This is a genomic window from Ciceribacter sichuanensis (assembly GCF_024055605.1).
Taxonomy (GTDB): Bacteria; Pseudomonadota; Alphaproteobacteria; order Rhizobiales; family Rhizobiaceae; genus Allorhizobium; species Allorhizobium sichuanense.
This window is the reverse complement of sequence record NZ_JAMXLX010000003.1, coordinates 257,803-278,096: the sequence shown is the minus strand read 5'-3', so window position 1 is coordinate 278,096 and position 20,294 is coordinate 257,803. Positions and strand designations below refer to the sequence as shown.

Genomic DNA, 20,294 nt, shown 5'->3' with positions numbered 1-20,294 from the left:
CCGGATGACTGCGTTGCCAATCCTTTTCGTCTGTCTCGGCAATATCTGCCGCTCGCCCTTGGCCGAAGGCGTCTTTCGCCATCTGACCGAGCAGGGCGACCTCGCCTCCTCCTATCCCACCGATTCCGCCGGCACCGGCGGCTGGCATATCGGCAATCCGCCGGATCATCGCTCTGTCAAGGTGGCGCGTGGACACGGTATCGATATTTCCGGCCTTCGGGCAAGACAAATCGTATCAGCGGATTTCGAACGCTTCAGCCTGATCCTGGCGATGGACAAGAACAATCTCGCCCACCTTCGCAAGATGGCCCCGCCGACAAGCCGGAGCAAGATAGCGCTCTTCGGCAATTATGCCTTCGGGGACGAAACCGAGATCCCGGACCCTTACTATGGCGGCACCTCGGATTTCGAACAGGTCTACAGCATGCTCTTGGCGGGCTGTAGTTCCATACTCGCGAAGCTCGAGACTGCCCGCGCTTCGTGAAGCGGGAACACCTCTTCCGTAAGGTAGGGGCCACCACCGACCGATTCCTTCGACGACAGCAGCACGAAGCGCGTGACGGTGAAGGGAGCCGTATGGAAATCGCCGCGACCGGCAAGATAGTGAACCACGTCATCGACACGCGATGACTTGAGGCGCGCCAGCGTCACATGCGGCGTGAACTTCCGCGGATCCGGCGGGAGACCGATCCTCTGGCAGATCCGTTCAATTTCCGCCTGAAGGGCGTACATTTCGGGCGCTTGCGTAACACCGGCCCAGACCGAGTGTGGTTTCTTCGAGCCGAAGGACCCGATACCGTTGAGACTGAGCTGGAATTCCGGCCTGTCGATGCGGTCGAGCCGGTCGACGATCTCGTCGGCGGTGCGACCATCCACGTCCCCGATGAAGCGAAGGGTGATGTGGTAATTCTCCACATCGATCCATCGGGCACCGGGAAGACCACCGCGCAGCAGGGAGAGGCTTAATGCCGCATTGCGCGGAATTTCGAGGGCAGTGAATAATCTCGGCATCGCGAGCTCCCCGAATCTTTTGCAGATGCACATAGCGAATCACGCAATGCGCATACGCGCAAGCTATTATTTCGGCTTGCCACCGATCGTTGCAATGAAGCTCTCCGTAACCGGCAGCATACGCTCGACCATGACCCCCACACCCTTGGCATTGGGATGCATGCCGTCTTCCAGCTGCAGTTCAGCCTGGGCCGCAACACCATCCAGAACAAAGGGATAGAAGGCGAGATCGTATTTTTCGGCAAGCCGTGGATAAATGCCGTTGAAGCGCTTGGCATAGTCCTCGCCCATGTTGGGCGGCGACAGCATCCCGACCAGCAGAACCGGAATACCCCGCTCTTTAAGCCGGCTAACGATCGATTCGAGATTGCGCTCGGTCTCTTCCGGCGCGATGCCGCGCAAGGCGTCATTTGCGCCGAGCTCGAGAAGTACACCGTCAGTGCCGTCCGGTACGGACCAGTCGATACGGGCAAGACCGGCCGATGTCGTATCCCCCGATACTCCCGCATTGGAGATGGACACGTCATACCCCTTGGCGACTAGCGCCGCCTGCAGACGGGTCGGCAATGCATCGTCAGGCGGCAACTGATAGCCCGCCATCAGGCTGTCGCCGAAGCCGACAAGCTGCAACGGCTCGGCGGATGCGGAGGCGGCAAGCGGGAAAGCTGCGCCGAGGATCACGGCGAAATGAAGAAGAACGGCTTTAAATATCATTGTGCCTTTCCTAAATTGGCGAAGCCGATGACGGTGCGCGACGACCTCTTCGCGCCATTCTATATAAGGCGGGAAAGCGTGGGAAAAACCATCATCGAACTCAAGAAGGCCGATCTGACGCTCGGAAACGCCGCAGCCTCGGTCCATGTGCTGAAGAATATCGATCTCACGATCTCCCAGAGTGAATCGGTCGGCATCGTCGGTCCGTCCGGTTCGGGAAAGTCCACCCTGTTGATGGTGCTGGCCGGGCTGGAACGGCTCGACAGCGGTGAAATCAACGTCAACGGCGCGCCGCTGCATCGCCTTGGCGAAGATGCGCTCGCCGATTTCCGCGGCAAGAATATCGGCATCGTCTTTCAGTCCTTCCACCTGATCGCAAACATGACCGCGCTGGAAAACGTCGCGGTTCCGTTGGAACTCGCAAACGTCCGCAATCCCTTCGATATCGCGCGGAAGGAACTTCAAGCCGTCGGCCTTGGCGAGCGTCTCGACCACTATCCCGGCCAGCTCTCCGGCGGCGAGCAGCAGCGCGTTGCCATAGCGCGCGCGCTTGCCCCCTCGCCCGCCGTGCTGATTGCCGATGAACCCACCGGCAATCTAGATGTCGAGACCGGTCGCCAGATCGCCGATCTGCTGTTTGCGAAGCAGGCCGAACGTGGCATGACGCTGGTGCTCGTCACCCACGATCCGGTCCTTGCCGCCCGCTGCTCCCGGCAGGTGCGTGTCGCCTCAGGGCGCATTGCCGCCGACGTCGCAAACGACGAGAAACAGCCGGAACGGCAACCCGCATGAAGGATTTTTCCACAAGGCTCGGTATCGCCTTCCGCATCGCGCTCCGGGAGCTTCGGGGTGGCCTGAAAGGCTTCTACATCTTCCTCGCATGCATCGCCCTCGGCACCGGCGCCATTGCTGCGGTCAATTCCGTCTCCACCGCGATCACCGATTCCATCTCTTCGGAAGGCCGCACCCTGCTTGCCGGCGACATCCGCTTCGAACTGAACAATCGCGAAGCAAGCGGCGAGGAGATGCGTTTCCTCAAAGGGCTCGGAACAGTGTCCGTCACGACAGTGCTGCGCTCGATGGCTCGCCTGCCGGATGGATCGGACCAGTCGCTGGTCGAGGTCAAGGCCGTGGACGATGCCTATCCGCTCTATGGCAAGCTCGTTTCGGACCTCGACCTTCCGGCGTCGGATCTCCTTGCCTTGAGCGACGGGGTCTATGGCGCGGTTGCCGCTCCTCTGCTTCTGGAAAGGCTCGGCGTTTCGGTCGGGCAGGAGATCCTCGTAGGCAAGGCCCGCTTGAAGATCACCGGCGCCATCGTCAACGAACCGGATGCAATTTCCGACGGTTTCGGCTTCGCGCCACGCCTTCTGACCAGCCGTGATGCGCTGAAGGCAACCGGCCTCATAGAGACCGGCAGCCTCGTCGAACACGCCTACAAGGTCCGCTATAACGATCCGGCGCCCGGCCCGACGGAAATCCGCGACAGGGCCCAGAAGGAATTGCCGAATGCCGGCTGGTCGATCCGCACCAGCGACCGTGCCGCGCCGTCGCTTACGGAGAACATCGAGCGATTCTCCCAGTTTCTGACCTTGGTCGGCCTGACGGCGCTGGTGGTTGGCGGTGTCGGCGTCGCCAATGCCGTGCGCGCCTTCCTCGATTCCAAGCGCACCGTGATCGCCACGCTGAAATGCCTCGGCGCACCGGCCTCCGTGGTGGTGATGGTCTATCTGTTCCAGATCGTCATCGTTGCATCGATCGGCATCGGCATCGGGTTGCTGCTCGGCGCCATCGCCCCGATCATCGCGGCAAGCTATCTGGCCGGCGTCCTGCCGATCTCACCCGAACCCCGGCTTTATCCGGCAGCGCTGCTGCTCGCCGCCGTGTTCGGCATGCTGGTGACGCTCGCCTTCGCAATCCTGCCGCTCGGCCACGCCCGCAAGGTGCCGGCAACCGCGCTATTCCGCGAGCAGGGCTTTGAGGCGAGAGGTCTGCCGGCATGGCCCTATGTCACGGCAACGACGCTTGCGCTTGCCGCCCTTGCAGCACTTGCCATCTTCTCCTCCGACGACCGGCGCATCGCCACGATCTTTCTGGTCGCCATGGCGGCAGGCTTCCTGCTCTTGAGGCTGGTGGCCATGCTGATCGCCTTCCTCGCCCGGCGCAGCCCGCACATGCCGTCTCCCGCACTTCGACTTGCCATCGGAAACATTCACCGGCCCGGCGCCTTGACACCGGCCGTGACGCTTTCGCTCGGGCTCGGCCTCAGCCTGCTTGTGGCGCTTGCCCTGATCGACGGCAACCTGCGCAAGGAACTGACCGGCAACCTGCCGGAGAGAGCACCCAACTTCTTCTTCGTCGATATTCAGAAGGCCGACCTCGACGGCTTCCGCTCGATCCTGCAACAGAAGGCACCCAAGGGCGATATCGTCGAGGTGCCGATGCTGCGCGGCCGCATCCTCGCCTTCAACGGCACCGATGTCACCAAGATGCAGGTGCCCCCGGAAGGGCGCTGGGTGCTGCGCGGCGATCGCGGGATCACCTATTCCGTCGACCTGCCGGAAAATGCCTCCATCACGGAAGGAAGCTGGTGGCCAGCCGATTATACCGGCGAACCACTCGTATCCTTCTCTGCCCAGGAGGCCGGAGAACTTGGCCTGAAGATCGGCGATACCATCACGGTCAATGTGCTGGGACGCAATATCACCGCCAGGATCGCCAACTTCCGCAAGGTGGAGTGGGAATCACTCTCGATCAATTTCGTGATGGTCTTCTCGCCCAACGCCTTCGCCGGCGCCCCCCATGCTTGGCTGGCGACGCTTTCTGATCCCGCGGCAACGACGGCGGACGAAGCGGCGATCCTGAAAGCCGTCACCCAGGCCTATCCGACCATCACCAGCGTTCGTGTCAAGGATGCGCTCGATGTCGTCGACCGGCTGGTCGGGCAGCTTGCGACCGCAATCCGCGCAGCAGCAGCAATCGCGCTCATCGCCTCGGTACTGGTGCTTTCCGGCGCGCTTGCGGCCGGCAACCGCGCCCGCACACACGACGCGGTGGTGCTGAAGACGCTTGGCGCGACGCGGGCAATGCTGATCCGGGCCTTCACCTACGAATACCTCCTGCTCGGTGCGGCAACCGCCGTTTTCGCCCTCGTGGCGGGTGGCGGGGTCGCCTGGTATGTGCTGAGCCGGATCATGAAACTGCCCTCCAATTTCCTCCCCGACGTCGCCCTCATGACGCTGGTGATTGCACTGGTGACGACGATCGGGATAGGTCTGGCCGGTACCTGGCGCATCCTCGGGCAGAAAGCTGCACCCGTGCTGCGCGAGCTCTGAATCCGGTTTCGTTTACCAAAGGGCGCAGCGATAACGGCTTTTTGAAACGCTCAGGTCTTGTCGCTGGGCGCGATAAACCTCATATTGTCGAAAGGCATGCTGGAGCTCCGCAGCGGCGCCTGGGCGTTTGGCCCGACACCGTAACTTCTTTCGGAGCTTGAAAAGAGGAAACAATGTCTGAACTCCGCAACTACCAAAGCCGTATGGGCCAGAGTGGCGCCCAGTCGGCCACGATGATCGATGAAGGTCTTCGCAGTTATATGCTGAAGGTCTACAACCTGATGGCCCTCGGCCTCGCGATCACCGGTATTGCTGCATACGTCACCTTCATGATGGCAACGACCACCGATCCGTCGGCCGCCGCCGTACAGCTCGGCAACGGCACGATGCTGACCAGCCTCGGCGCTGCCCTGTACCAGAGCCCGCTGCAGTGGGTTGTTATCTTCGCTCCGGTCGCTCTCGTGTTCTTCATGAGCTTCAAGATCCAGTCGATGAGCGTTTCCGCCGCGCAGACAACCTTCTGGGTTTACGCCGCACTTATGGGCCTGTCGCTTTCGTCGATCTTCCTGATCTACACCGGCGCCAGCATCGTCCAGACCTTCTTCGTAACGGCCGCGTCCTTCGGCGCCCTGTCGCTCTTCGGTTACACCACCAAGCGTGACCTGTCCGCCATGGGCTCGTTTCTGGTCATGGGCCTGTTCGGCCTGATCATCGCTTCGCTGGTAAACATCTTCCTGGCCTCCTCGGCCCTGGATTTTGCCATCTCCGCGATCGGCGTTCTGATCTTCGCAGGCCTTACCGCCTACGACACCCAGAACATCAAGGAATCCTACTACGAAGCAGACGGCGCAGACGTGGCCAGCCGCAAGGCCATCATGGGCGCCCTGCAGCTCTACCTCGACTTCATCAACCTCTTCCTCTTCCTCCTCCGTTTCATGGGCAACCGCGACTAACGGAAGGAACTGGACCGGATAGAGCCCATCAGGTTCACCCCGGACGGTTTGAAAAAGCCCCGCCAACCGGCGGGGCTTTTTTTGCGCCCTGCTCGCCTTTTCCTCTCTTGAGGGGCGAAGCCCCGTGACCAGCAGCCATCCGCGCTCACGGGCTTCTCAGGCCCCGAAAAGCGCCCAAGAAAAAAGCCTCCGGCGCGAACCGGAGGCTTTTTCAAAGGATGCGACTCGGCGAACGGATCGCCCGGCACCGGTAGACTTTACGCGGCCTCTTCTTCCGGCGCGTCGTCTTCTTCGATCGTCTTGCCGCGCTTCGGACCCTTGGCAAGGTTCACTTCGACGAGGCGTACGGCTTCCGTTTCCGACATCTTGTTCACGGCAGCAATTTCGCGAGCCATACGGTCGAGAGCAGCTTCATAGAGCTGACGCTCGGAGTAGGACTGCTCCGGCTGGTTCTCAGCACGATAGAGATCGCGAACCACCTCAGCGATGGAAATCAGGTCGCCAGAATTGATCTTGGCATCATATTCCTGCGCACGACGCGACCACATGGTACGCTTGACGCGCGCCTTGCCCTGAACGACCTTCAGGGCGCGATCGACGAAATCGGTTTCGGACAGCTTGCGCATGCCGATGCTGACGGCTTTCGCGACCGGAACCTTGAGGCGCATCTTGTCCTTTTCAAAGTCGATCACGAAAAGCTCAAGCTTCATGCCTGCTACTTCTTGCTCTTCGATGGCGCTGATGGTACCGACACCATGTGCCGGGTAGACGATCGACTCACCGGTCTTGAAGCCGTGGCGTGTCGGGGATTTCTTCTGCTGGGTCGTCATTCGTTTCAAAAACTCCCTGTTATGCTCCCGGTATGATACCGGCGCCGGGTCGGTCAGGCCCGGATGAGACGGGGGAAACCGTCGGGTCACTCCATCCTGGTCCAGTCCATTACGCGCAAAAACAACCCTCTTCGCGACAGCGACCCGACAGACAGGTGTCGTTGATGTCACGGAAATCGCGGAGGATGATGAGTTTGCTTTCGTGATGGTTCAGGGCAAGCAAATGCCGTAAGGTGGAACAGTTTTTGGACCCTATCATAAAAATCTGAGGAAATCAATATTTTACTGCCGCTTCGCCACAAATGGCGCAACGCAGACTTGACCAGGCCTCAAATAGGGCGAATCACCGAAAAGAGGAAAGCATGAGCCTTATACTCCCCTGAAAGGGCTATCAGTCGCCTTTGCCGGGGTTGGGAGAGAAGTACAATTCATACTTGCCCTCGACACCGTCCATCTCCCGGGCTTCTTCCATCGGATCGCGCTTGACCGTGATGTTCGGCCAGATCTTGGCATACTCGGTATTGATCTGCAGCCACTTATCGAGACCCGGTTCGGTATCCGGCTTGATCGCCTCGGCGGGACATTCCGGTTCGCACACGCCGCAGTCGATGCATTCGTCCGGATGGATGACGAGGAAGTTCTCGCCTTCATAGAAACAATCGACCGGGCAGACCTCCACGCAATCGGTGTATTTGCAGCGGATGCAATTGTCGGTGACAATATAGGTCATTGCGGCACTCCAGAAGCTCGTTTTCCGCGCGAGGTTCGGTGGAACCCTAGTCCCGCGCAAATTTGGGTTCAGACCAAGGCCGAACGCGCTCGGTTAACCGGTTGGGAGGATCGGTCGGACGGCTCGTCAGCTACTGCGTTCTTGGCGCTATAGCAAGGATAAACAATCCTGGAAATAGCCCAGAACACATACAGTTTTCTAAAGCGCATCGTGATCCTTCAGATTCGCGCGCTGCGCTTTATCTCACTGTTTTGCTGCATGTCGCCGCCGCGAAATTCCCGCACGCTTTCGCGCGACGCGCTTCAATCGGAGCATCAGGGTTCGTCCGGTCGCAATCGGTCGATTGCACGCCGTTCTTTCTTGGTGGGCCGGCCGCTGCCGGCATGGCGCATCGCCTGCTCCAGCGGAGTGATCCGTTCGGGTTCAGGTGGCGTCAGGTCGTCGTAGAGCTGTCGGGCTTCTTCGTAAGGTCCACGCCGCTCGCCGGATTTCAGCACGACAAGTACGAGATTGCGCCTTTCCAGCGCGATCTCCAGGCGATCGCCGACTTTCACGAGATGGCTGGGCTGGCGCACGCTGGCGCCATTGACCTTGACATGGCCGGCGGACACCCGCTCCTGTGCAAGCGTCCGGGACTTGAGAACCCGGGCGAAAAACAGCCACTTGTCGATGCGCTGACGCGAACCGGAAGGTGGCTGTTGATCGGCCGTTGTCACTTCTTCATCTGCTCCTTGAGAGCAGCGAGCTTTGCAAAGGGCGAATCCGGATCGATTGGCTTCTCCTTGCGAGGCGGCTTCGCCTCGAAGCGGGCGGGCTGCGACTTGTTGTCACGCTCCGGCCGATTGGGACGATCCTTGCGATCTCCACGATCCGGACGCCCGCCGCCATCGGCCTTCTGGCCGAAACCGCCACGTCCGCCTTCCTTGCCCTTCGGCTTGCCGCCCTGGCGCTCGTCGTCACGACGACGATCATCACGCCGGGCTTCGCCGCGACCTTCGGCCGGGGCACGGTTGCCGCCGCCACCATGTCCGCGACGGTCACCACCGGGGCGCGCGCCACGCTGGTTGTCGTTGCGGCCACCCGGACGCCACAGCAGAACCGGCTTCGGCTCGGCGGGTGCGGCATCTTCAGCGGAAACGGCTTCCTCGGTAGAAACCGCCGCGTCCGCTGCAGCGGCCGTTTCTGCACCCGTTGCCGAGGCTTCGGCGCTCGCCTCGGCTTCGCTTGCAGCTTCGCCCTGCGCGGTGTCGCCACCCTGCTCTTCGTCAGAGGAAGCTTCTTCCAAAACTGCCTCGGAGCCCGCGGAAACTTCAACTGCCGGGGCAGCATCGACCGGTGACTGCCCAGCGAGGAAGGCTGCAGCTTCTTCCGCGGTGACGCTGTCGGCGCGGTAGCCGAGACCCTTCAGGATTTCTTCCATGTCATCCGGCGTGGCGCCGAGGATCGACAGCATCGCGGTCGTGGTCGTGAACCGGCGGCCGTCATAGGCCCCGTCCGGGCGCGTCGTGGCACCAGGCCTCCACTGCAGCAACGGACGAATGAGATCCGCCAGACGCTCGAGGATGTCGATGCGCACCGCGCGCTTGCCGAGGAACCGGAAGCCGGCGAGCTTGTAGAACATGCGCTCATAACTGGCATCGGTGACCACCGAGGTACGGCCGGCAGCCAGAACCGGAATGAGATCGCCATAACCCGGCTTGTCGAGACCGTCATTTTTCAGCGCCCAGAGAAGCGTGATGAGTTCGGCGGGGGCAGGCTTCAGGAGAGCCGGCATGAAGATGTGATAGGCGCCGAAACGCACGCCGTAGCGGCGCATCGATGCGCGCGCATCCTGATCGAGCGACTTCACGTCGTCGGAAACGTCCCGACGGAACAGCACGCCGAGGTTTTCCACGAGCTGGAAGGCCAGCCCCTTGGCGAGACCCTGCAGGTCTTCGGCGCGAGAAAGATCGTCGAGCGGCTTCAGCACCGTCGAGATGTGATGATTGACGAAGCGCTCGATGCGGGCGACCACGTGATCGCGGGCATTGCCGGTCAGCTGCTCGTCGGCAAGCAGAATGACGCGCGGATGCAGCATGTGATCGCTGCCCGTCAGTCGCGCCACGGGATCGCCGAGCCAGCGGACCAGACCGTCCGAGCTGATCGCAAGATCATTATTGCCGGAAGCATGCAGTCTTGCTGCCCTTGCCTCGAATTCCAGACCGAGAGCCTTATGGGCCGCAGACTGTACAGCCTTGGCATCCGGCCCCTCGGTTCCCGAAATGGGCGTGAACCGGAAACCGGCGAGCTGCCCCATGTGATGTCCCTCTACGAAGACATCGCCGTTCACACTGATTTCAGCTTCCAACATCGCATTCTCTCTCAAGCGCTTCATGAGCACAGATGTCCTGCGATCAACAAAGCGTTTCGTCAACCGTTCATGTAGCGCATCGGACAATCGGTCTTCGATTTCCCGCGTCTTTTCTTGCCAGTGTGTCGGATCGGCAAGCCAGCCCGGCCGGTTCGACACATAAGTCCATGTCCTGATCTGGGCGATTCGCGCCGAAAGCGTATCGATTTCACCATCGGTGCGATCGGCACGTTTCACCTGCTCAGCCAGGAAATCCTCGTTCACCGTGCCATGCCTGACAAGATCCGAAAAGAGGCTCTGGATCAGATCGGCATGTTGCGCCGGTGTAATTCTGCGATAATCGGGAAGCGCGCAGGCTTCCCAAAGCTTCTCGACACGCACCGGCGTGTTGGCAAGATCGACGATCTCGGGATAGCGCGCCAGGAAATCGAGCGCCTGCTGGTCGATGGCCGGAAGCGCGCGGGTCAGCCCCTCGACCCGCGGCGCGGCTTCAAGGCTGCGCTGCAGGGCCGTGATGGAGGAAAAGTCGAAGGCGGCGGTACGCCACTGCAGCACCTTCACGGTGTCGAACTGATGGCTCTCGAGGCGCTCCACGAGTTCTTCGTCGAAGGGATCCACGCGGCCCGTCACCCCAAAGGTGCCGTCTTTCAGATGGCGGCCGGCGCGACCGGCAATCTGGCCGAGTTCCGACGGATTGAGATTGCGGAACTGGTATCCGTCGAACTTGCGGTCCTGCGCGAAGGCCACATGGTCGACATCGAGGTTCAACCCCATGCCGATCGCATCGGTGGCAACGAGATACTCGACGTCACCTTCCTGGTAGAGTCCGACCTGCGCGTTGCGGGTTCTCGGGCTGAGAGCGCCGAGCACGACTGCGGCACCGCCGCGCTGGCGGCGAATAAGTTCAGCGATCGCATAGACCTCGTCCGCCGAAAAGGCGACGATTGCGGTTCGCTGCGGCAGGCGGGTGATCTTTTTCTGCCCGGCATAGAAAAGCTGCGATAGACGCGGCCTTTCGACAACGGTGATGCCCGGCAGCATCTGCTGCAGGATCGGTTTCATGGTGCCCGAGCCAAGCAACAGGGTCTCGTCGCGTCCGCGAAGGTGCAGCAGCCGGTCTGTGAAGATGTGTCCGCGCTCGAGATCGCCCGCAAGCTGGATCTCGTCGATCGCCACGAAGGAAGCCTTGGTTTCCCGCGGCATCGCCTCGACGGTACAGACGGAATAGCGCGCATTCGGCGGCGCGATCTTTTCCTCGCCCGTTACAAGCGCCACATGTTGCGGACCAACCCGCTCCACCAGTCGCGTATAGACCTCGCGGGCGAGCAGTCGCAACGGCAGGCCGATGATCCCGGAACCATGTGCGACCATGCGGTCGATGGCGAAATGGGTCTTGCCGGTATTGGTCGGCCCCAGCACAGCAGTGACGCCGCGGCCGCTCAGGATCATGGGTTGCGAATTCAATTACCGCTCCGCGCTGCAAACGGTCGCCAGCCGAACTTACAAGCCCGGCCGGCAACGTCGCCCACACATGGCGACGATCACCGCCAAAGGCAAGACCGATCATCCGCAAAGGGTCAAAAGCATCGTTTTTGAGCTGGAACAGTCATGAAACCGACGCAAGAAACCACGGTTTTTCGAGATTCGGAACAGGTTGCGAACGAATCGGCGACGAATCGTTGACTCCGGCTGATTCAGGATTTGTTCACGGCTAGATATCGTCTGAGTCAGTCATAGAGCCCACAAAATGCTGAATCAAATCATGAAGTTCGTGTCGCAACATCGCAATTTCGTTGGGCAAGTACCGATTCGCGAAATCCAGCACTGTCAACCGTGTCTTTGCATTTTTCTCGCAAGCCCGAACGGCACTCTTTCAGCACCACGCAGATCATCGTCCGAAAGGTCGTACGCAAAGTGACAAGCCACAATCCTGTTCATCTCCGTTTCATGTTTCCCGCGACATAAAACTCGCGCGGAACAAAATCGGGACGACTACGTTGATGCAAAGCGAAATTCAGGCTTTGCATCGAAATAGGGAGGGCCGCTATGCTGAGTACAATTCTCATCATCATCGTCATTCTGCTTCTGGTTGGCGCGCTGCCGAACTGGGGATATAGCCGAAGCTGGGGCTATGGACCTTCCGGTGGATTGGGCCTCGTAGTCCTGATACTGATTATTCTCTTGCTCATGGGCCGTATCTGAGCGCCATCAACCTGAAAGGAAAGACAATGAAAAAGGTTCTTCTCGTTCTTGCACTGATTGCCCCCCTTGCCGCCTGCACGCAGACGGAGAAAGGCGCCGGCATCGGCGCTGCAACCGGCGCGGTCATCGGCGGTGTCGCCACCAATTCCTGGGGCGGCGCAGCAGTCGGTGCTGCAGTCGGCGGCGTAGCCGGCGCACTGATTGGCCAGTCTCAGGAACGGCCGGGTTACTGCGTCTATCGCGACCGCTACGGTCGCCACTACGAAGCACGTTGCCGGTAAGGCATACGAGGAAGGTTGCGGGCCGGCCATCGGCTCGCGATCGCCTTATCGACATGCAGCAGGTGCTTCCAGAAAGCCACCGGCCCGCCGCCGGTGGCTTTTTGACGTCCGCTTCGGGAGCCTCGTTAACACTCCGATCAAAGCCGGAACGAATCGGCTACGAATCACAGACACACCGGTTTTCCCGCTTTGTTCACTGCTATATATTGTGAAATTACAGATAGTTAACCATAGGAGACGATGGATATTAAGGATTGGGACGCCCTATCGGACTTTCCTCATTAACGCTTGTGCCGGAACGAACAGGGCCGGCACGAAGGCCGGCCCCGGAGCACTCGAATGGAGTTTTATCAAACGAAGAACTGGCCACCATTGGCGGAAATCGTCGAACCGGTGATGAAACCGGCATCATCGGAAGCCAGAAACACCACGATGCGCGCAACCTCCTCCGGTTCGCCGAGACGGCCGACCGGAATTTGCGGAATGATCCGCTCGTTCAGCACCTTTTCCGGAATGGCCCGCACCATTTCCGTGCCGATATAGCCGGGGCAGACAGCGTTAACCGTGATGCCCTTGGCAGCCCCCTCCTGGGCGAGCGCCTTGGTGAAGCCGAGATCGCCGGCCTTGGCCGCGGAATAGTTGGCCTGCCCCATCTGACCCTTCTGGCCGTTGATCGAGGAGATGGTGATGACACGCCCGAAATTGCGGTCGCGCATTCCCGACCAGATCGGGTGCGTCATGTTGAAGACGCCGTTGAGATTGGTATTGATCACCTCGTTCCACTGCTCAGGGGTGATCTTGTGGAACATCGCGTCGCGGGTAATGCCGGCATTATTGACCAGCACCTCGACCGGCCCGAGCTCCGCCTCCACCTTGGCGATCCCCTCCACGCAGGCGCCATAGCTCGATACATCCCATTTGAAGACCGGAATGCCGGTCTCCTCCCTGAAGGCCTGCGCCTTCTCGTCGTTGCCGGCATAGTTTGCCGCCACCGAATAGCCCACGTCCTTGAGAGCGACCGAGATCGCCGCTCCGATGCCCCGTGTTCCACCCGTCACCAATGCAACTCTGCTCATGCGCTGTCACTCCCTCAGTGTAAAGCTTCGCCGGCCACCGGCTCTTCTTTCGAAGCCGTTGTTAGGATAGTTTCATGACACTTGATCGCAGCAACCCGCGCCTCCCGGCAGCCGCCGGCTCCCGTGCAGGTCGTCTGTTCTTCTCCTAGAGAGCCTCCAGGCACATGGCGACGCCCATACCGCCGCCGATGCAAAGCGTGGCAAGCCCCTTCTTCGCGCCACGGCGCTTCATCTCGAACAGCAGCGTGTTGAGAATGCGCGCACCGGACGCACCAACCGGATGACCGATCGCGATGGCGCCGCCATTGACGTTGACGATGGAAGTGTCCCAGCCAAGATCCTTATTGACCGCGCAGGCCTGTGCCGCAAAGGCTTCATTGGCCTCCACCAGATCGAGATCGGCAACATTCCAGCCCGCCTTTTTCAGGGCCTTGCGCGAGGCCGGGATCGGCCCGGTTCCCATGATCTGCGGATCGACGCCGGCGGTTGCCCAGGAAACGATACGGGCAAGCGGAGCGATGCCACGGCGGCCAGCCTCTTCCTCCGTCGTCAGGAGGGCCGCAGCCGCGCCGTCATTGATGCCGGATGCGTTTGCGGCGGTCACGGTGCCTTCCTTGTCGAAGGCGGGCTTGAGCTTGGTCATGCCGTCAAGCGTCGCGCCGAAGCGGATATATTCGTCGGCATCGACCGTGATGTCGCCCTTGCGGCTCGGCACCACGACCGGAACGATCTCGTCCTTGAAACGACCGGCAACCTGCGCTGCCTCCGCCTTGTTCTGCGAGGAAACGGCGAAGGCGTCCTGCTCTTCGCGGGTAAGCTGCCACTGACGGGCAACGTTTTCGGCGGTGATGCCCATGTGGTAGCCGTAGAAGGCATCCGTCAGCCCGTCCTTGATCATGCTGTCGATCATCTTCAGGTCGCCCATCTTGGTGCCGCCGCGAAGATGGGCGACGTGGGGCGCCATGGACATCGATTCCTGCCCGCCTGCCACGATGATCGTGGCGTCGCCGGTGGCGATCTGCTGCATGCCGAGTGCTACGGCACGCAGACCCGAGCCGCAAAGCTGGTTGATGCCCCATGCCGTCGCTTCCTGCGGGATGCCAGCCTTCATTGCGGCCTGACGAGCCGGATTCTGCCCCTGTCCGGCGGTGAGAATCTGACCGAGAATGACCTCGTCGACTTCCTTGGCGTCGACGCCGGCCCGTTCCAGAACGCCCTTGATGGCGATGGCGCCGAGATCATGAGCCGGAACATTGGCGAAGGCGCCATTGAACGACCCGACCGGCGTACGCGCCGCGCTGGCGATGACGATGGATGCACTGCTCATGGACGTCTCCTCGCGTTTTATCAGCCTTTGACGATGAAACTGGCAAAGCTTTAGCCCGGTGTCAAACAGGAAGAAAGCCGACCCGTTTCATTCCTTGGTTGTACCCTCTTGAATTTCATCAAATGCGGGTCCCGCATTGCACAAAGAGATTGTCACCATGCTTCGTTTGCGTTTACATTCGTGAAGGGAAGAGCAAAAACTCACAATAACGACGGGGTTAGGAGGCACGAATGGCCAAGACAGAGGGCGATATTGTCATAAAAAAATATGCCAACCGCCGGCTCTACAACACAGGCACCAGCACTTACGTCACGCTGGAAGACCTGGCCAAGATGGTGAAGAAGGGAGAGGAATTCGTCGTTCAGGATGCAAAGAGCGGTGAGGACATCACCCATTCCGTCCTGACGCAGATCATTTTCGAACAGGAATCGAAGACCGGCAACACGCTTCTGCCGATTTCCTTCCTGCGACAGCTCATCGGCTATTACGGCGACCAGATGCAGATGGTCGTGCCGAGCTTTCTCGAACACTCGATGAAGGCCTTCACCGAACAACAGACCCAGATGCGCGAGCAGATCACCAGGGCTTTCGGCGAAACGCCGCTGACCAAGAACCTGCAGATGCCCATCCAGCTCATGGAGGAGCAGGTGAAGCGCAACACCGAAATGTTCCATCAGGCCATGCAGATGTTCTCGCCCTTCGTCGGCAGCCAGGCGCCGAAGGAAAGCCGCAAGGCGGAAGCCAAGGACATCGACGAGCTCAAGGAACAGCTTCGCACGCTGCAGAGCAAGCTCGACAGCCTCTGAGGCAGGACAAGACGTTCAGGAACACGAAAGGCGGAAGGTTAACTTCCGCCTTTTTTCGTTGGTCGGGAACAAGCCGGCGATCAAAGACCGATAGAGACGTCCCGGCCGGCGGAACGGATGGAAACCGCAAAGCCGCCGACGACGTCGATGAAAGCAACCGTCATGAGGATGAAGAAGTTCTGCGTTGCCGCATTCCGCACCAGCAGGAATTCGACCAGAAATGCGATGAAAACCAGCATTGACAGCATGTGGTTGAGAAGCGAGCCGGATCCGTTGCGCGTGGCCTTGAGGATCTCGATGAACAGCACCACCAGAGCAACCAGAATGAACACGTCGCCGACGGACAGCGTCCAGATCGCACCCGATAGCATCGACAGCGACATCACCTCGTTCTGCAGCGCCGCGATGCCGCCGGCTCCGAAAACTCCGAGCATGGCGAGATTGTAGAGCACGAACGGCACGATCATCAGCGGGATGGCGGCAACCATGAAAAAGTCCTTCAGCCGGCGGGGATAATATCCCCTGTCTCATTTCGGGACGATTAATCGCTGTACGGCCGAAAAAAGTAAAGGCCGGCACAAAGGCCGGCCTTTCAAAGCATCTCTGCCGAAGCAGAACTTATGCGCTTTCCTTCGGCGTCAGAACCTGACGGCCGCGATACATACCGGTCTTCAGATCGATATGGTGCGGGCGACGCAGTTCGCCGGAATTCTTGTCCTCGACATAGGTCGGGGCCTTCAGACCGTCAGCAGAACGGCGCATACCGCGCTTGGACGGGCTTGTTTTTCTCTTCGGTACAGCCATTTCACTTACTCCACATGACGGACAAAACAGATTCCGCGGCCCGATGAGGCCGAACAGCATCTGTCTCGATCTCGGAATTTTGCGGGCTTATACATGCCCCGCTGGGCTTTGACCAGTCCCCACAGCATTTTTTTCGCGCGGGCCTTACGAAACCGGCATCACACCTCGTCCTCTGGCACGACCCAGGTTTCTACTTTAGCCGCTTCACGCCACGCTATCCACGCCGGATGGGCCTGAACAGCCGCCATATATTCCAACGTATCCCCACTGGAAACGAGGTCATAGACATCGAAACGGCTGACTACCGGCGCATACATAGCGTCGGCGGCGGAAAAGCGGCCAAACAGGAAAGGCCCGCCGGAACGCCGACGCATATCCCGCCAGATATCCTCGATCCGCCTGACGTCGTCAGTCACGCCTTGGGGCAGCTTGATCTTGCCCTTCTCACGCCGGATGTTCATCGGACAGGCGTTACGCAATGCGCGAAAGCCGGACAACATTTCCATCGAAATCGAGCGCGCCATCGCCCGGTCGCCGACGTCTTCCGGCCAGAGCCCCGCATCTGGGAAAAGCTCGGCTGCGTATTCCATGATCGACAGCGACTCCCAGACCCTTAGCGCGCCGTGATGGAGCACCGGCACCCGCCCGGTCGGCGAGATGTCCCGAAAGAGCGGATTGCCGGCCGCAAAATCGAAGGGGATTAGCCTTTCCTCGAAAGGAATGCCGGCCGCCGTCAGTCCGATCCACGGCCGCAGTGACCACGACGAATAGTTCTTGTTGCCGATGTAGAGAACGAGACCTTCCATTGCCTTCCCCCGCTGGTTTCATTCGCGAGAGAGCTTAAGGACGAGAAAGGTTCAGCACCAACAAATCTTTTGGAGGTCACTCATAAAGGCAGGTGATGTAATCGCCGGAACGCTTGGCGCGGCGATCGACCACGCCGGCCAGACGCTTCATACCGCTGCCCGGCTTGCTCGCCACGCGAGTAATCGGATTGGGAAGAGAAACGGCAAGCAACGCCGCCTGCCGCGCATTGAGCTTCGCCGCCGGGATCTTGAAATGATGCTGTGCCGCGGCCTCGACGCCGTAAATGCCCGGACCCCACTCCGCAATGTTGAGGTAGATCTCCATCGTCCGCCGCTTGGACCAGATGGCGTCGGCGACGATCGCCAGCGGCAGTTCCATCGCTTTGCGCAGCATCGAGCGGCCGTTCCAGAGGTAGAGGTTCTTCACCGTCTGCATCGGAATGGTGCTTGCGCCGCGCGTGGCCTCGCCGGCGAGGGCATCGTCGATCACACCCTTCATCTCGCCCCAGTCGACGCCGTGATGCGAGCAGTACTGTCCGTCTTCCGACATCATCACGGCGCGCACCAGGTTCGGAGAGATATCCTCGAATTCGACCCAGCGGCGATCATATCCCTGGAACGTCGCGAGATCGGCGAGCATCAGGGTCGAGACGGGATGGATGAAGTCGAGACGGTAGAAGACGATCAGCGCATAGGGCAGCAACAGAAGTGCAGCCACGACGCCGGCCATCCGCTTTGCCATCTGCGGTATCCGTCGCGCCGGCACCGGCTCCTCCTCCGGGCCCACATACCCGATATCGCTGTCCTCAGCCAATGAAACCCTGTCCGATGTTAGACTTCCCGTCTCTCTTAAAGCATGTCGTGCAAAACTGTGCAGCGGTTTTGCGGCAGCGACATGCCATAAAACAAAAACTGAAAGCGCATGGAGCCAATCTGAAAGATCGCGACATGCGCTTTACCTGCCCTTTGCGGCCAATGCCAGACCGCTTTGCCCCCCGACTCGCCAAGCCCCCAGATTCCCGTTGCCTGCACCTGAAGAGCATGCCAAATAGCCACCTTATGAGCCCGACGACACCTTCCTTCGAAAGCCGCCTGCTGACAACCGCTTCAAGCGTGGAAGCCCTTCTGGGCGAACTCCTGTCGTCCGGCTGCCTGCCCGGCGAGATTGCCCGGCCGCAGCGCCTGCTCGACGCCATGCGACATGGGGCGCTCAACGGCGGAAAGCGCATCCGTCCCTTCCTCCTGGTCGAAAGTACCGCACTGTTCGGCGGCAATGCCGGCGCGGCGCTTCGGGTCGGCTGCGCGCTCGAATGTCTTCACAGCTATTCGCTGGTGCATGACGACCTGCCGGCGATGGATGACGATGACCTGCGCCGCGGCAAGCCGACGGTCCACATCGCCTATGACGAGGCGACCGCCATTCTCGCCGGCGACAGTCTTCTGACCTACGCCTTCGACGTGATTGCGGCGCCGGAAACGGCGCTTTCCGACCGCGCCCGCATCGAACTGGTGCTGGCGCTTGCCCGCGCCGCTGGTATCGGCGGCATGGCCGGCGGTCAGGCCCTCGACCTTGCGGCCGAGAAGCAGGCGCCGGACGAGGCCGGCATCGTGCTTCTGCAATCGATGAAAACCGGCGCGCTCCTGCGCTTTGCCTGCGAAGCCGGCGCCATCATATCCGAGGCACCGGCAGAAGAACGCGACCGCCTCAGGCGTTTCGGTGAGGTGATCGGCCGCGCCTTCCAGCTGGCCGACGACCTGCTCGACCTCACCTCCGACGCAGCCACGCTCGGCAAGGCGGCTGGCAAGGACGCCGCTCGCGGCAAGGGAACGCTGGTGGCGCTCAAGGGGCAGGAATGGGCGGAAGCCGAACTCGACCGGCTGGTGGCGGAGGCGGAAAGCCTGATCGGCCCCTATGGCGAGAAGGCTGAAACCCTCATCGAAGCCGCCCGTTTCATCGCCAATCGAAAGCACTGACATGAGCAAGTTCTGGTCGCCGATCGTCGCCTCGCTCGAGCCCTATGTCGCCGGGGAACAGCCCGCGATCGCAAACCTCGTGAAGCTGAACACCAACGAGAACCCATGGGGTCCCTCACCGCAGGTGCTGGAGGCGATCCACGCCGCGACCAATGACGATCTGCGCCGCTATCCCGATCCCTCGGCCAAGGCGCTGAAAGAGGCAATCGCCCGCTATCACGACGTGACGCCGGAACAGGTCTTTGTCGGCAATGGCTCGGATGAGGTTCTGGCCTTCATCTTCGCAAGCCTGCTGAAGCACGATGCGCCGCTGCTCTATCCGGATATCACCTACAGCTTCTACCCGACCTACAGCCGCCTTTTCGACATCGAGACGCGTACGATCCCGCTCGACGCGGATTACCGCATCCGCCCGGAAGACTATGACAGCCCCTGCGGCGCGATCATCCTGCCCAATCCGAATGCCCCGACAGGCATCGGCCTGCCGCTTGGCGATATCGAACGGCTCGCCTCCGCCCATCCCGATCAGGTCGTGGCGGTAGACGAGGCCTATGTCGACTTCGGCGGCGCAACGGCGATCCCGCTGGTCGCCACAAACGAAAACGTCATCGTCATCCGCACTTTCTCGAAATCGCGCTCGCTCGCCGGTCTCAGGGTCGGCTACGCCATCGCCCAGCGTCCGCTTATCGAGGCGCTGGAACGCATGAAGGACAGCTTCAATTCCTATCCGCTGGATCGCATCGCGCAGGTTGCCGCGGTCGCCTCGATCGAGGATGACGCCTGGTTCACCGCCCGCCGGGACGAACTGATCGAAAATCGCCGCCGCCTGACGGTGGAACTGGAAAACCGCGGCTTCGTGGTGCTGCCGTCGCAGGCGAATTTCATCTTCGCCCGCAAGCCGGGTTTCGAAGGCAAGGCACTGGCCGCCGCGCTGCGCGAGCGGGCCGTTCTGGTGCGCCACTTCGGCAAGCCACGCATTGCCGACTTCCTGCGCATCTCCATCGGCACCGAAGCCGAATGCCGCCGCCTTGTCGAAGCCCTCGACGACATTCTCTGACATTGACCAAAGAAGAAGGCGTCGCCCGGAAGCGACGC

The 20,294-nt window shown here is 60.7% G+C and carries 21 protein-coding genes; 9 read left to right on the top strand and 12 right to left on the bottom strand.

The genetic code is table 11. The features are described from left to right. Nucleotides 1-4 precede the first annotated feature (4 nt). Nucleotides 5-484 (top strand): low molecular weight protein-tyrosine-phosphatase, encoded by a 480-nt coding sequence (locus NBH21_RS11940; protein WP_250913489.1) that lies wholly within the window; start codon nucleotides 5-7, stop codon nucleotides 482-484. Here the strand turns inward: NBH21_RS11940 and thpR are convergent. Continuing rightward, a complete protein-coding gene (gene thpR / locus NBH21_RS11935; RefSeq protein WP_250913490.1) occupies nucleotides 418-1,011 on the bottom strand; it encodes an RNA 2',3'-cyclic phosphodiesterase in 594 nt (197 codons plus the stop codon). The genes NBH21_RS11940 and thpR overlap by 67 nt on opposite strands. A 66-nt stretch (nucleotides 1,012-1,077) precedes the next feature. Beyond that, a complete protein-coding gene (locus tag NBH21_RS11930; RefSeq protein ID WP_250913491.1) occupies nucleotides 1,078-1,725 on the bottom strand; it encodes an arylesterase in 648 nt (215 codons plus the stop codon). A 78-nt stretch (nucleotides 1,726-1,803) separates the two neighbouring features. On the opposite strand from NBH21_RS11930, the gene NBH21_RS11925 reads away from it, so the two are divergent. The 3 genes from NBH21_RS11925 (at nucleotide 1,804) to NBH21_RS11915 (ending at nucleotide 6,013) form a co-directional block, all read left to right on the top strand. Beyond that, nucleotides 1,804-2,517 (top strand): ABC transporter ATP-binding protein, encoded by a 714-nt coding sequence (locus NBH21_RS11925; protein WP_250913703.1) that lies wholly within the window; start codon nucleotides 1,804-1,806, stop codon nucleotides 2,515-2,517. Further along, nucleotides 2,514-5,060 (top strand): ABC transporter permease, encoded by a 2,547-nt coding sequence (locus NBH21_RS11920; protein ID WP_250913492.1) that lies wholly within the window; start codon nucleotides 2,514-2,516, stop codon nucleotides 5,058-5,060. The genes NBH21_RS11925 and NBH21_RS11920 overlap by 4 nt, the downstream gene beginning before the upstream one ends. 173 nt (nucleotides 5,061-5,233) lie before the next feature. After that, nucleotides 5,234-6,013, top strand: a complete 780-nt coding sequence (locus NBH21_RS11915; RefSeq protein WP_250913493.1) for a Bax inhibitor-1/YccA family protein — start codon at nucleotides 5,234-5,236, stop codon at nucleotides 6,011-6,013. A gap of 257 nt (nucleotides 6,014-6,270) precedes the next feature. Here NBH21_RS11915 and NBH21_RS11910 read toward each other — a convergent pair whose 3' ends face one another. The 4 genes from NBH21_RS11910 to NBH21_RS11895 all read right to left on the bottom strand — a co-directional run bounded on the left by NBH21_RS11910 (nucleotide 6,271) and on the right by NBH21_RS11895 (nucleotide 11,372). After that, nucleotides 6,271-6,843 (bottom strand): CarD family transcriptional regulator, encoded by a 573-nt coding sequence (locus NBH21_RS11910; RefSeq protein ID WP_250913494.1) that lies wholly within the window; start codon nucleotides 6,841-6,843, stop codon nucleotides 6,271-6,273. Nucleotides 6,844-7,234: 391 nt separating this feature from the next. Further along, on the bottom strand, nucleotides 7,235-7,573 hold the full coding sequence (gene fdxA, locus NBH21_RS11905; RefSeq protein WP_250913495.1) for a ferredoxin FdxA: 339 nt from the start codon (nucleotides 7,571-7,573) through the stop codon (nucleotides 7,235-7,237). A gap of 314 nt (nucleotides 7,574-7,887) precedes the next feature. After that, nucleotides 7,888-8,289: an RNA-binding S4 domain-containing protein gene (locus NBH21_RS11900; protein WP_250913496.1), complete on the bottom strand. Its 402-nt coding sequence runs from the start codon at nucleotides 8,287-8,289 to the stop codon at nucleotides 7,888-7,890. Next, nucleotides 8,286-11,372, bottom strand: a complete 3,087-nt coding sequence (locus NBH21_RS11895) for a helicase-related protein (RefSeq protein WP_250913704.1) — start codon at nucleotides 11,370-11,372, stop codon at nucleotides 8,286-8,288. The genes NBH21_RS11900 and NBH21_RS11895 overlap by 4 nt, the downstream gene beginning before the upstream one ends. A gap of 597 nt (nucleotides 11,373-11,969) precedes the next feature. Here NBH21_RS11895 and NBH21_RS11890 point away from each other — a divergent pair. After that, the gene (locus NBH21_RS11890) at nucleotides 11,970-12,125 is read left to right on the top strand and encodes a DUF3309 family protein (RefSeq protein ID WP_099059607.1); all 156 of its coding nucleotides are present in this window, start codon (nucleotides 11,970-11,972) and stop codon (nucleotides 12,123-12,125) included. 26 nt (nucleotides 12,126-12,151) lie between these two features. Beyond that, nucleotides 12,152-12,406: a glycine zipper domain-containing protein gene (locus NBH21_RS11885; protein ID WP_250913497.1), complete on the top strand. Its 255-nt coding sequence runs from the start codon at nucleotides 12,152-12,154 to the stop codon at nucleotides 12,404-12,406. A 350-nt stretch (nucleotides 12,407-12,756) separates the two neighbouring features. Here NBH21_RS11885 and phbB read toward each other — a convergent pair whose 3' ends face one another. Both phbB and NBH21_RS11875 read right to left on the bottom strand, forming a co-directional pair. Further along, a complete protein-coding gene (gene phbB / locus NBH21_RS11880) occupies nucleotides 12,757-13,482 on the bottom strand; it encodes a beta-ketoacyl-ACP reductase (protein ID WP_250913498.1) in 726 nt (241 codons plus the stop codon). Between the two features lie 145 nt (nucleotides 13,483-13,627). Then, a complete protein-coding gene (locus NBH21_RS11875) occupies nucleotides 13,628-14,809 on the bottom strand; it encodes an acetyl-CoA C-acetyltransferase (RefSeq protein WP_250913499.1) in 1,182 nt (393 codons plus the stop codon). Between the two features lie 230 nt (nucleotides 14,810-15,039). On the opposite strand from NBH21_RS11875, the gene phaR reads away from it, so the two are divergent. Continuing rightward, the gene (phaR, locus tag NBH21_RS11870; RefSeq protein ID WP_250913500.1) at nucleotides 15,040-15,615 is read left to right on the top strand and encodes a polyhydroxyalkanoate synthesis repressor PhaR; all 576 of its coding nucleotides are present in this window, start codon (nucleotides 15,040-15,042) and stop codon (nucleotides 15,613-15,615) included. Between the two features lie 80 nt (nucleotides 15,616-15,695). Here the strand turns inward: phaR and NBH21_RS11865 are convergent, their stop codons facing one another. The 4 genes from NBH21_RS11865 to mtgA all read right to left on the bottom strand — a co-directional run bounded on the left by NBH21_RS11865 (nucleotide 15,696) and on the right by mtgA (nucleotide 17,967). Further along, a complete protein-coding gene (locus NBH21_RS11865; RefSeq protein WP_250913501.1) occupies nucleotides 15,696-16,103 on the bottom strand; it encodes a hypothetical protein in 408 nt (135 codons plus the stop codon). Between the two features lie 130 nt (nucleotides 16,104-16,233). Then, on the bottom strand, nucleotides 16,234-16,419 hold the full coding sequence (rpmF, locus tag NBH21_RS11860; RefSeq protein WP_007604390.1) for a 50S ribosomal protein L32: 186 nt from the start codon (nucleotides 16,417-16,419) through the stop codon (nucleotides 16,234-16,236). Between the two features lie 158 nt (nucleotides 16,420-16,577). After that, nucleotides 16,578-17,225 (bottom strand): glutathione S-transferase family protein, encoded by a 648-nt coding sequence (locus tag NBH21_RS11855; RefSeq protein ID WP_250913502.1) that lies wholly within the window; start codon nucleotides 17,223-17,225, stop codon nucleotides 16,578-16,580. 76 nt (nucleotides 17,226-17,301) lie between these two features. Continuing rightward, nucleotides 17,302-17,967 (bottom strand): monofunctional biosynthetic peptidoglycan transglycosylase, encoded by a 666-nt coding sequence (mtgA, locus tag NBH21_RS11850; protein WP_250913503.1) that lies wholly within the window; start codon nucleotides 17,965-17,967, stop codon nucleotides 17,302-17,304. Between the two features lie 317 nt (nucleotides 17,968-18,284). On the opposite strand from mtgA, the gene NBH21_RS11845 reads away from it, so the two are divergent. Together NBH21_RS11845 and hisC are read left to right on the top strand one after the other, a co-directional pair. Continuing rightward, nucleotides 18,285-19,199, top strand: a complete 915-nt coding sequence (locus NBH21_RS11845; protein WP_250913504.1) for a polyprenyl synthetase family protein — start codon at nucleotides 18,285-18,287, stop codon at nucleotides 19,197-19,199. 1 nt (nucleotide 19,200) lies between these two features. Continuing rightward, complete coding sequence (gene hisC / locus NBH21_RS11840; RefSeq protein WP_250913505.1) at nucleotides 19,201-20,256, top strand: histidinol-phosphate transaminase; 1,056 nt, start codon at nucleotides 19,201-19,203, stop codon at nucleotides 20,254-20,256. Nucleotides 20,257-20,294 lie beyond the last annotated feature (38 nt).

What these genes read in the sequence shown, in the direction of transcription:
- NBH21_RS11910 (WP_250913494.1), bottom strand. Translation starts at nt 6,843, where the DNA reads ATGACGACCCAGCAGAAGAAATCCCCGACACGCCACGGCTTCAAGACC.
- fdxA (WP_250913495.1), bottom strand. Translation starts at nt 7,573, where the DNA reads ATGACCTATATTGTCACCGACAATTGCATCCGCTGCAAATACACCGAT.
- NBH21_RS11940 (WP_250913489.1), top strand. Translation starts at nt 5, where the DNA reads ATGACTGCGTTGCCAATCCTTTTCGTCTGTCTCGGCAATATCTGCCGC.
- NBH21_RS11845 (WP_250913504.1), top strand. Translation starts at nt 18,285, where the DNA reads ATGAGCCCGACGACACCTTCCTTCGAAAGCCGCCTGCTGACAACCGCT.
- NBH21_RS11875 (WP_250913499.1), bottom strand. Translation starts at nt 14,809, where the DNA reads ATGAGCAGTGCATCCATCGTCATCGCCAGCGCGGCGCGTACGCCGGTC.
- phaR (WP_250913500.1), top strand. Translation starts at nt 15,040, where the DNA reads ATGGCCAAGACAGAGGGCGATATTGTCATAAAAAAATATGCCAACCGC.
- mtgA (WP_250913503.1), bottom strand. Translation starts at nt 17,967, where the DNA reads ATGGCAAAGCGGATGGCCGGCGTCGTGGCTGCACTTCTGTTGCTGCCC.
- phbB (WP_250913498.1), bottom strand. Translation starts at nt 13,482, where the DNA reads ATGAGCAGAGTTGCATTGGTGACGGGTGGAACACGGGGCATCGGAGCG.
- NBH21_RS11890 (WP_099059607.1), top strand. Translation starts at nt 11,970, where the DNA reads ATGCTGAGTACAATTCTCATCATCATCGTCATTCTGCTTCTGGTTGGC.
- rpmF (WP_007604390.1), bottom strand. Translation starts at nt 16,419, where the DNA reads ATGGCTGTACCGAAGAGAAAAACAAGCCCGTCCAAGCGCGGTATGCGC.
- NBH21_RS11885 (WP_250913497.1), top strand. Translation starts at nt 12,152, where the DNA reads ATGAAAAAGGTTCTTCTCGTTCTTGCACTGATTGCCCCCCTTGCCGCC.
- hisC (WP_250913505.1), top strand. Translation starts at nt 19,201, where the DNA reads ATGAGCAAGTTCTGGTCGCCGATCGTCGCCTCGCTCGAGCCCTATGTC.
- thpR (WP_250913490.1), bottom strand. Translation starts at nt 1,011, where the DNA reads ATGCCGAGATTATTCACTGCCCTCGAAATTCCGCGCAATGCGGCATTA.
- NBH21_RS11865 (WP_250913501.1), bottom strand. Translation starts at nt 16,103, where the DNA reads ATGGTTGCCGCCATCCCGCTGATGATCGTGCCGTTCGTGCTCTACAAT.
- NBH21_RS11920 (WP_250913492.1), top strand. Translation starts at nt 2,514, where the DNA reads ATGAAGGATTTTTCCACAAGGCTCGGTATCGCCTTCCGCATCGCGCTC.
- NBH21_RS11930 (WP_250913491.1), bottom strand. Translation starts at nt 1,725, where the DNA reads ATGATATTTAAAGCCGTTCTTCTTCATTTCGCCGTGATCCTCGGCGCA.
- NBH21_RS11915 (WP_250913493.1), top strand. Translation starts at nt 5,234, where the DNA reads ATGTCTGAACTCCGCAACTACCAAAGCCGTATGGGCCAGAGTGGCGCC.
- NBH21_RS11895 (WP_250913704.1), bottom strand. Translation starts at nt 11,372, where the DNA reads ATGATCCTGAGCGGCCGCGGCGTCACTGCTGTGCTGGGGCCGACCAAT.
- NBH21_RS11855 (WP_250913502.1), bottom strand. Translation starts at nt 17,225, where the DNA reads ATGGAAGGTCTCGTTCTCTACATCGGCAACAAGAACTATTCGTCGTGG.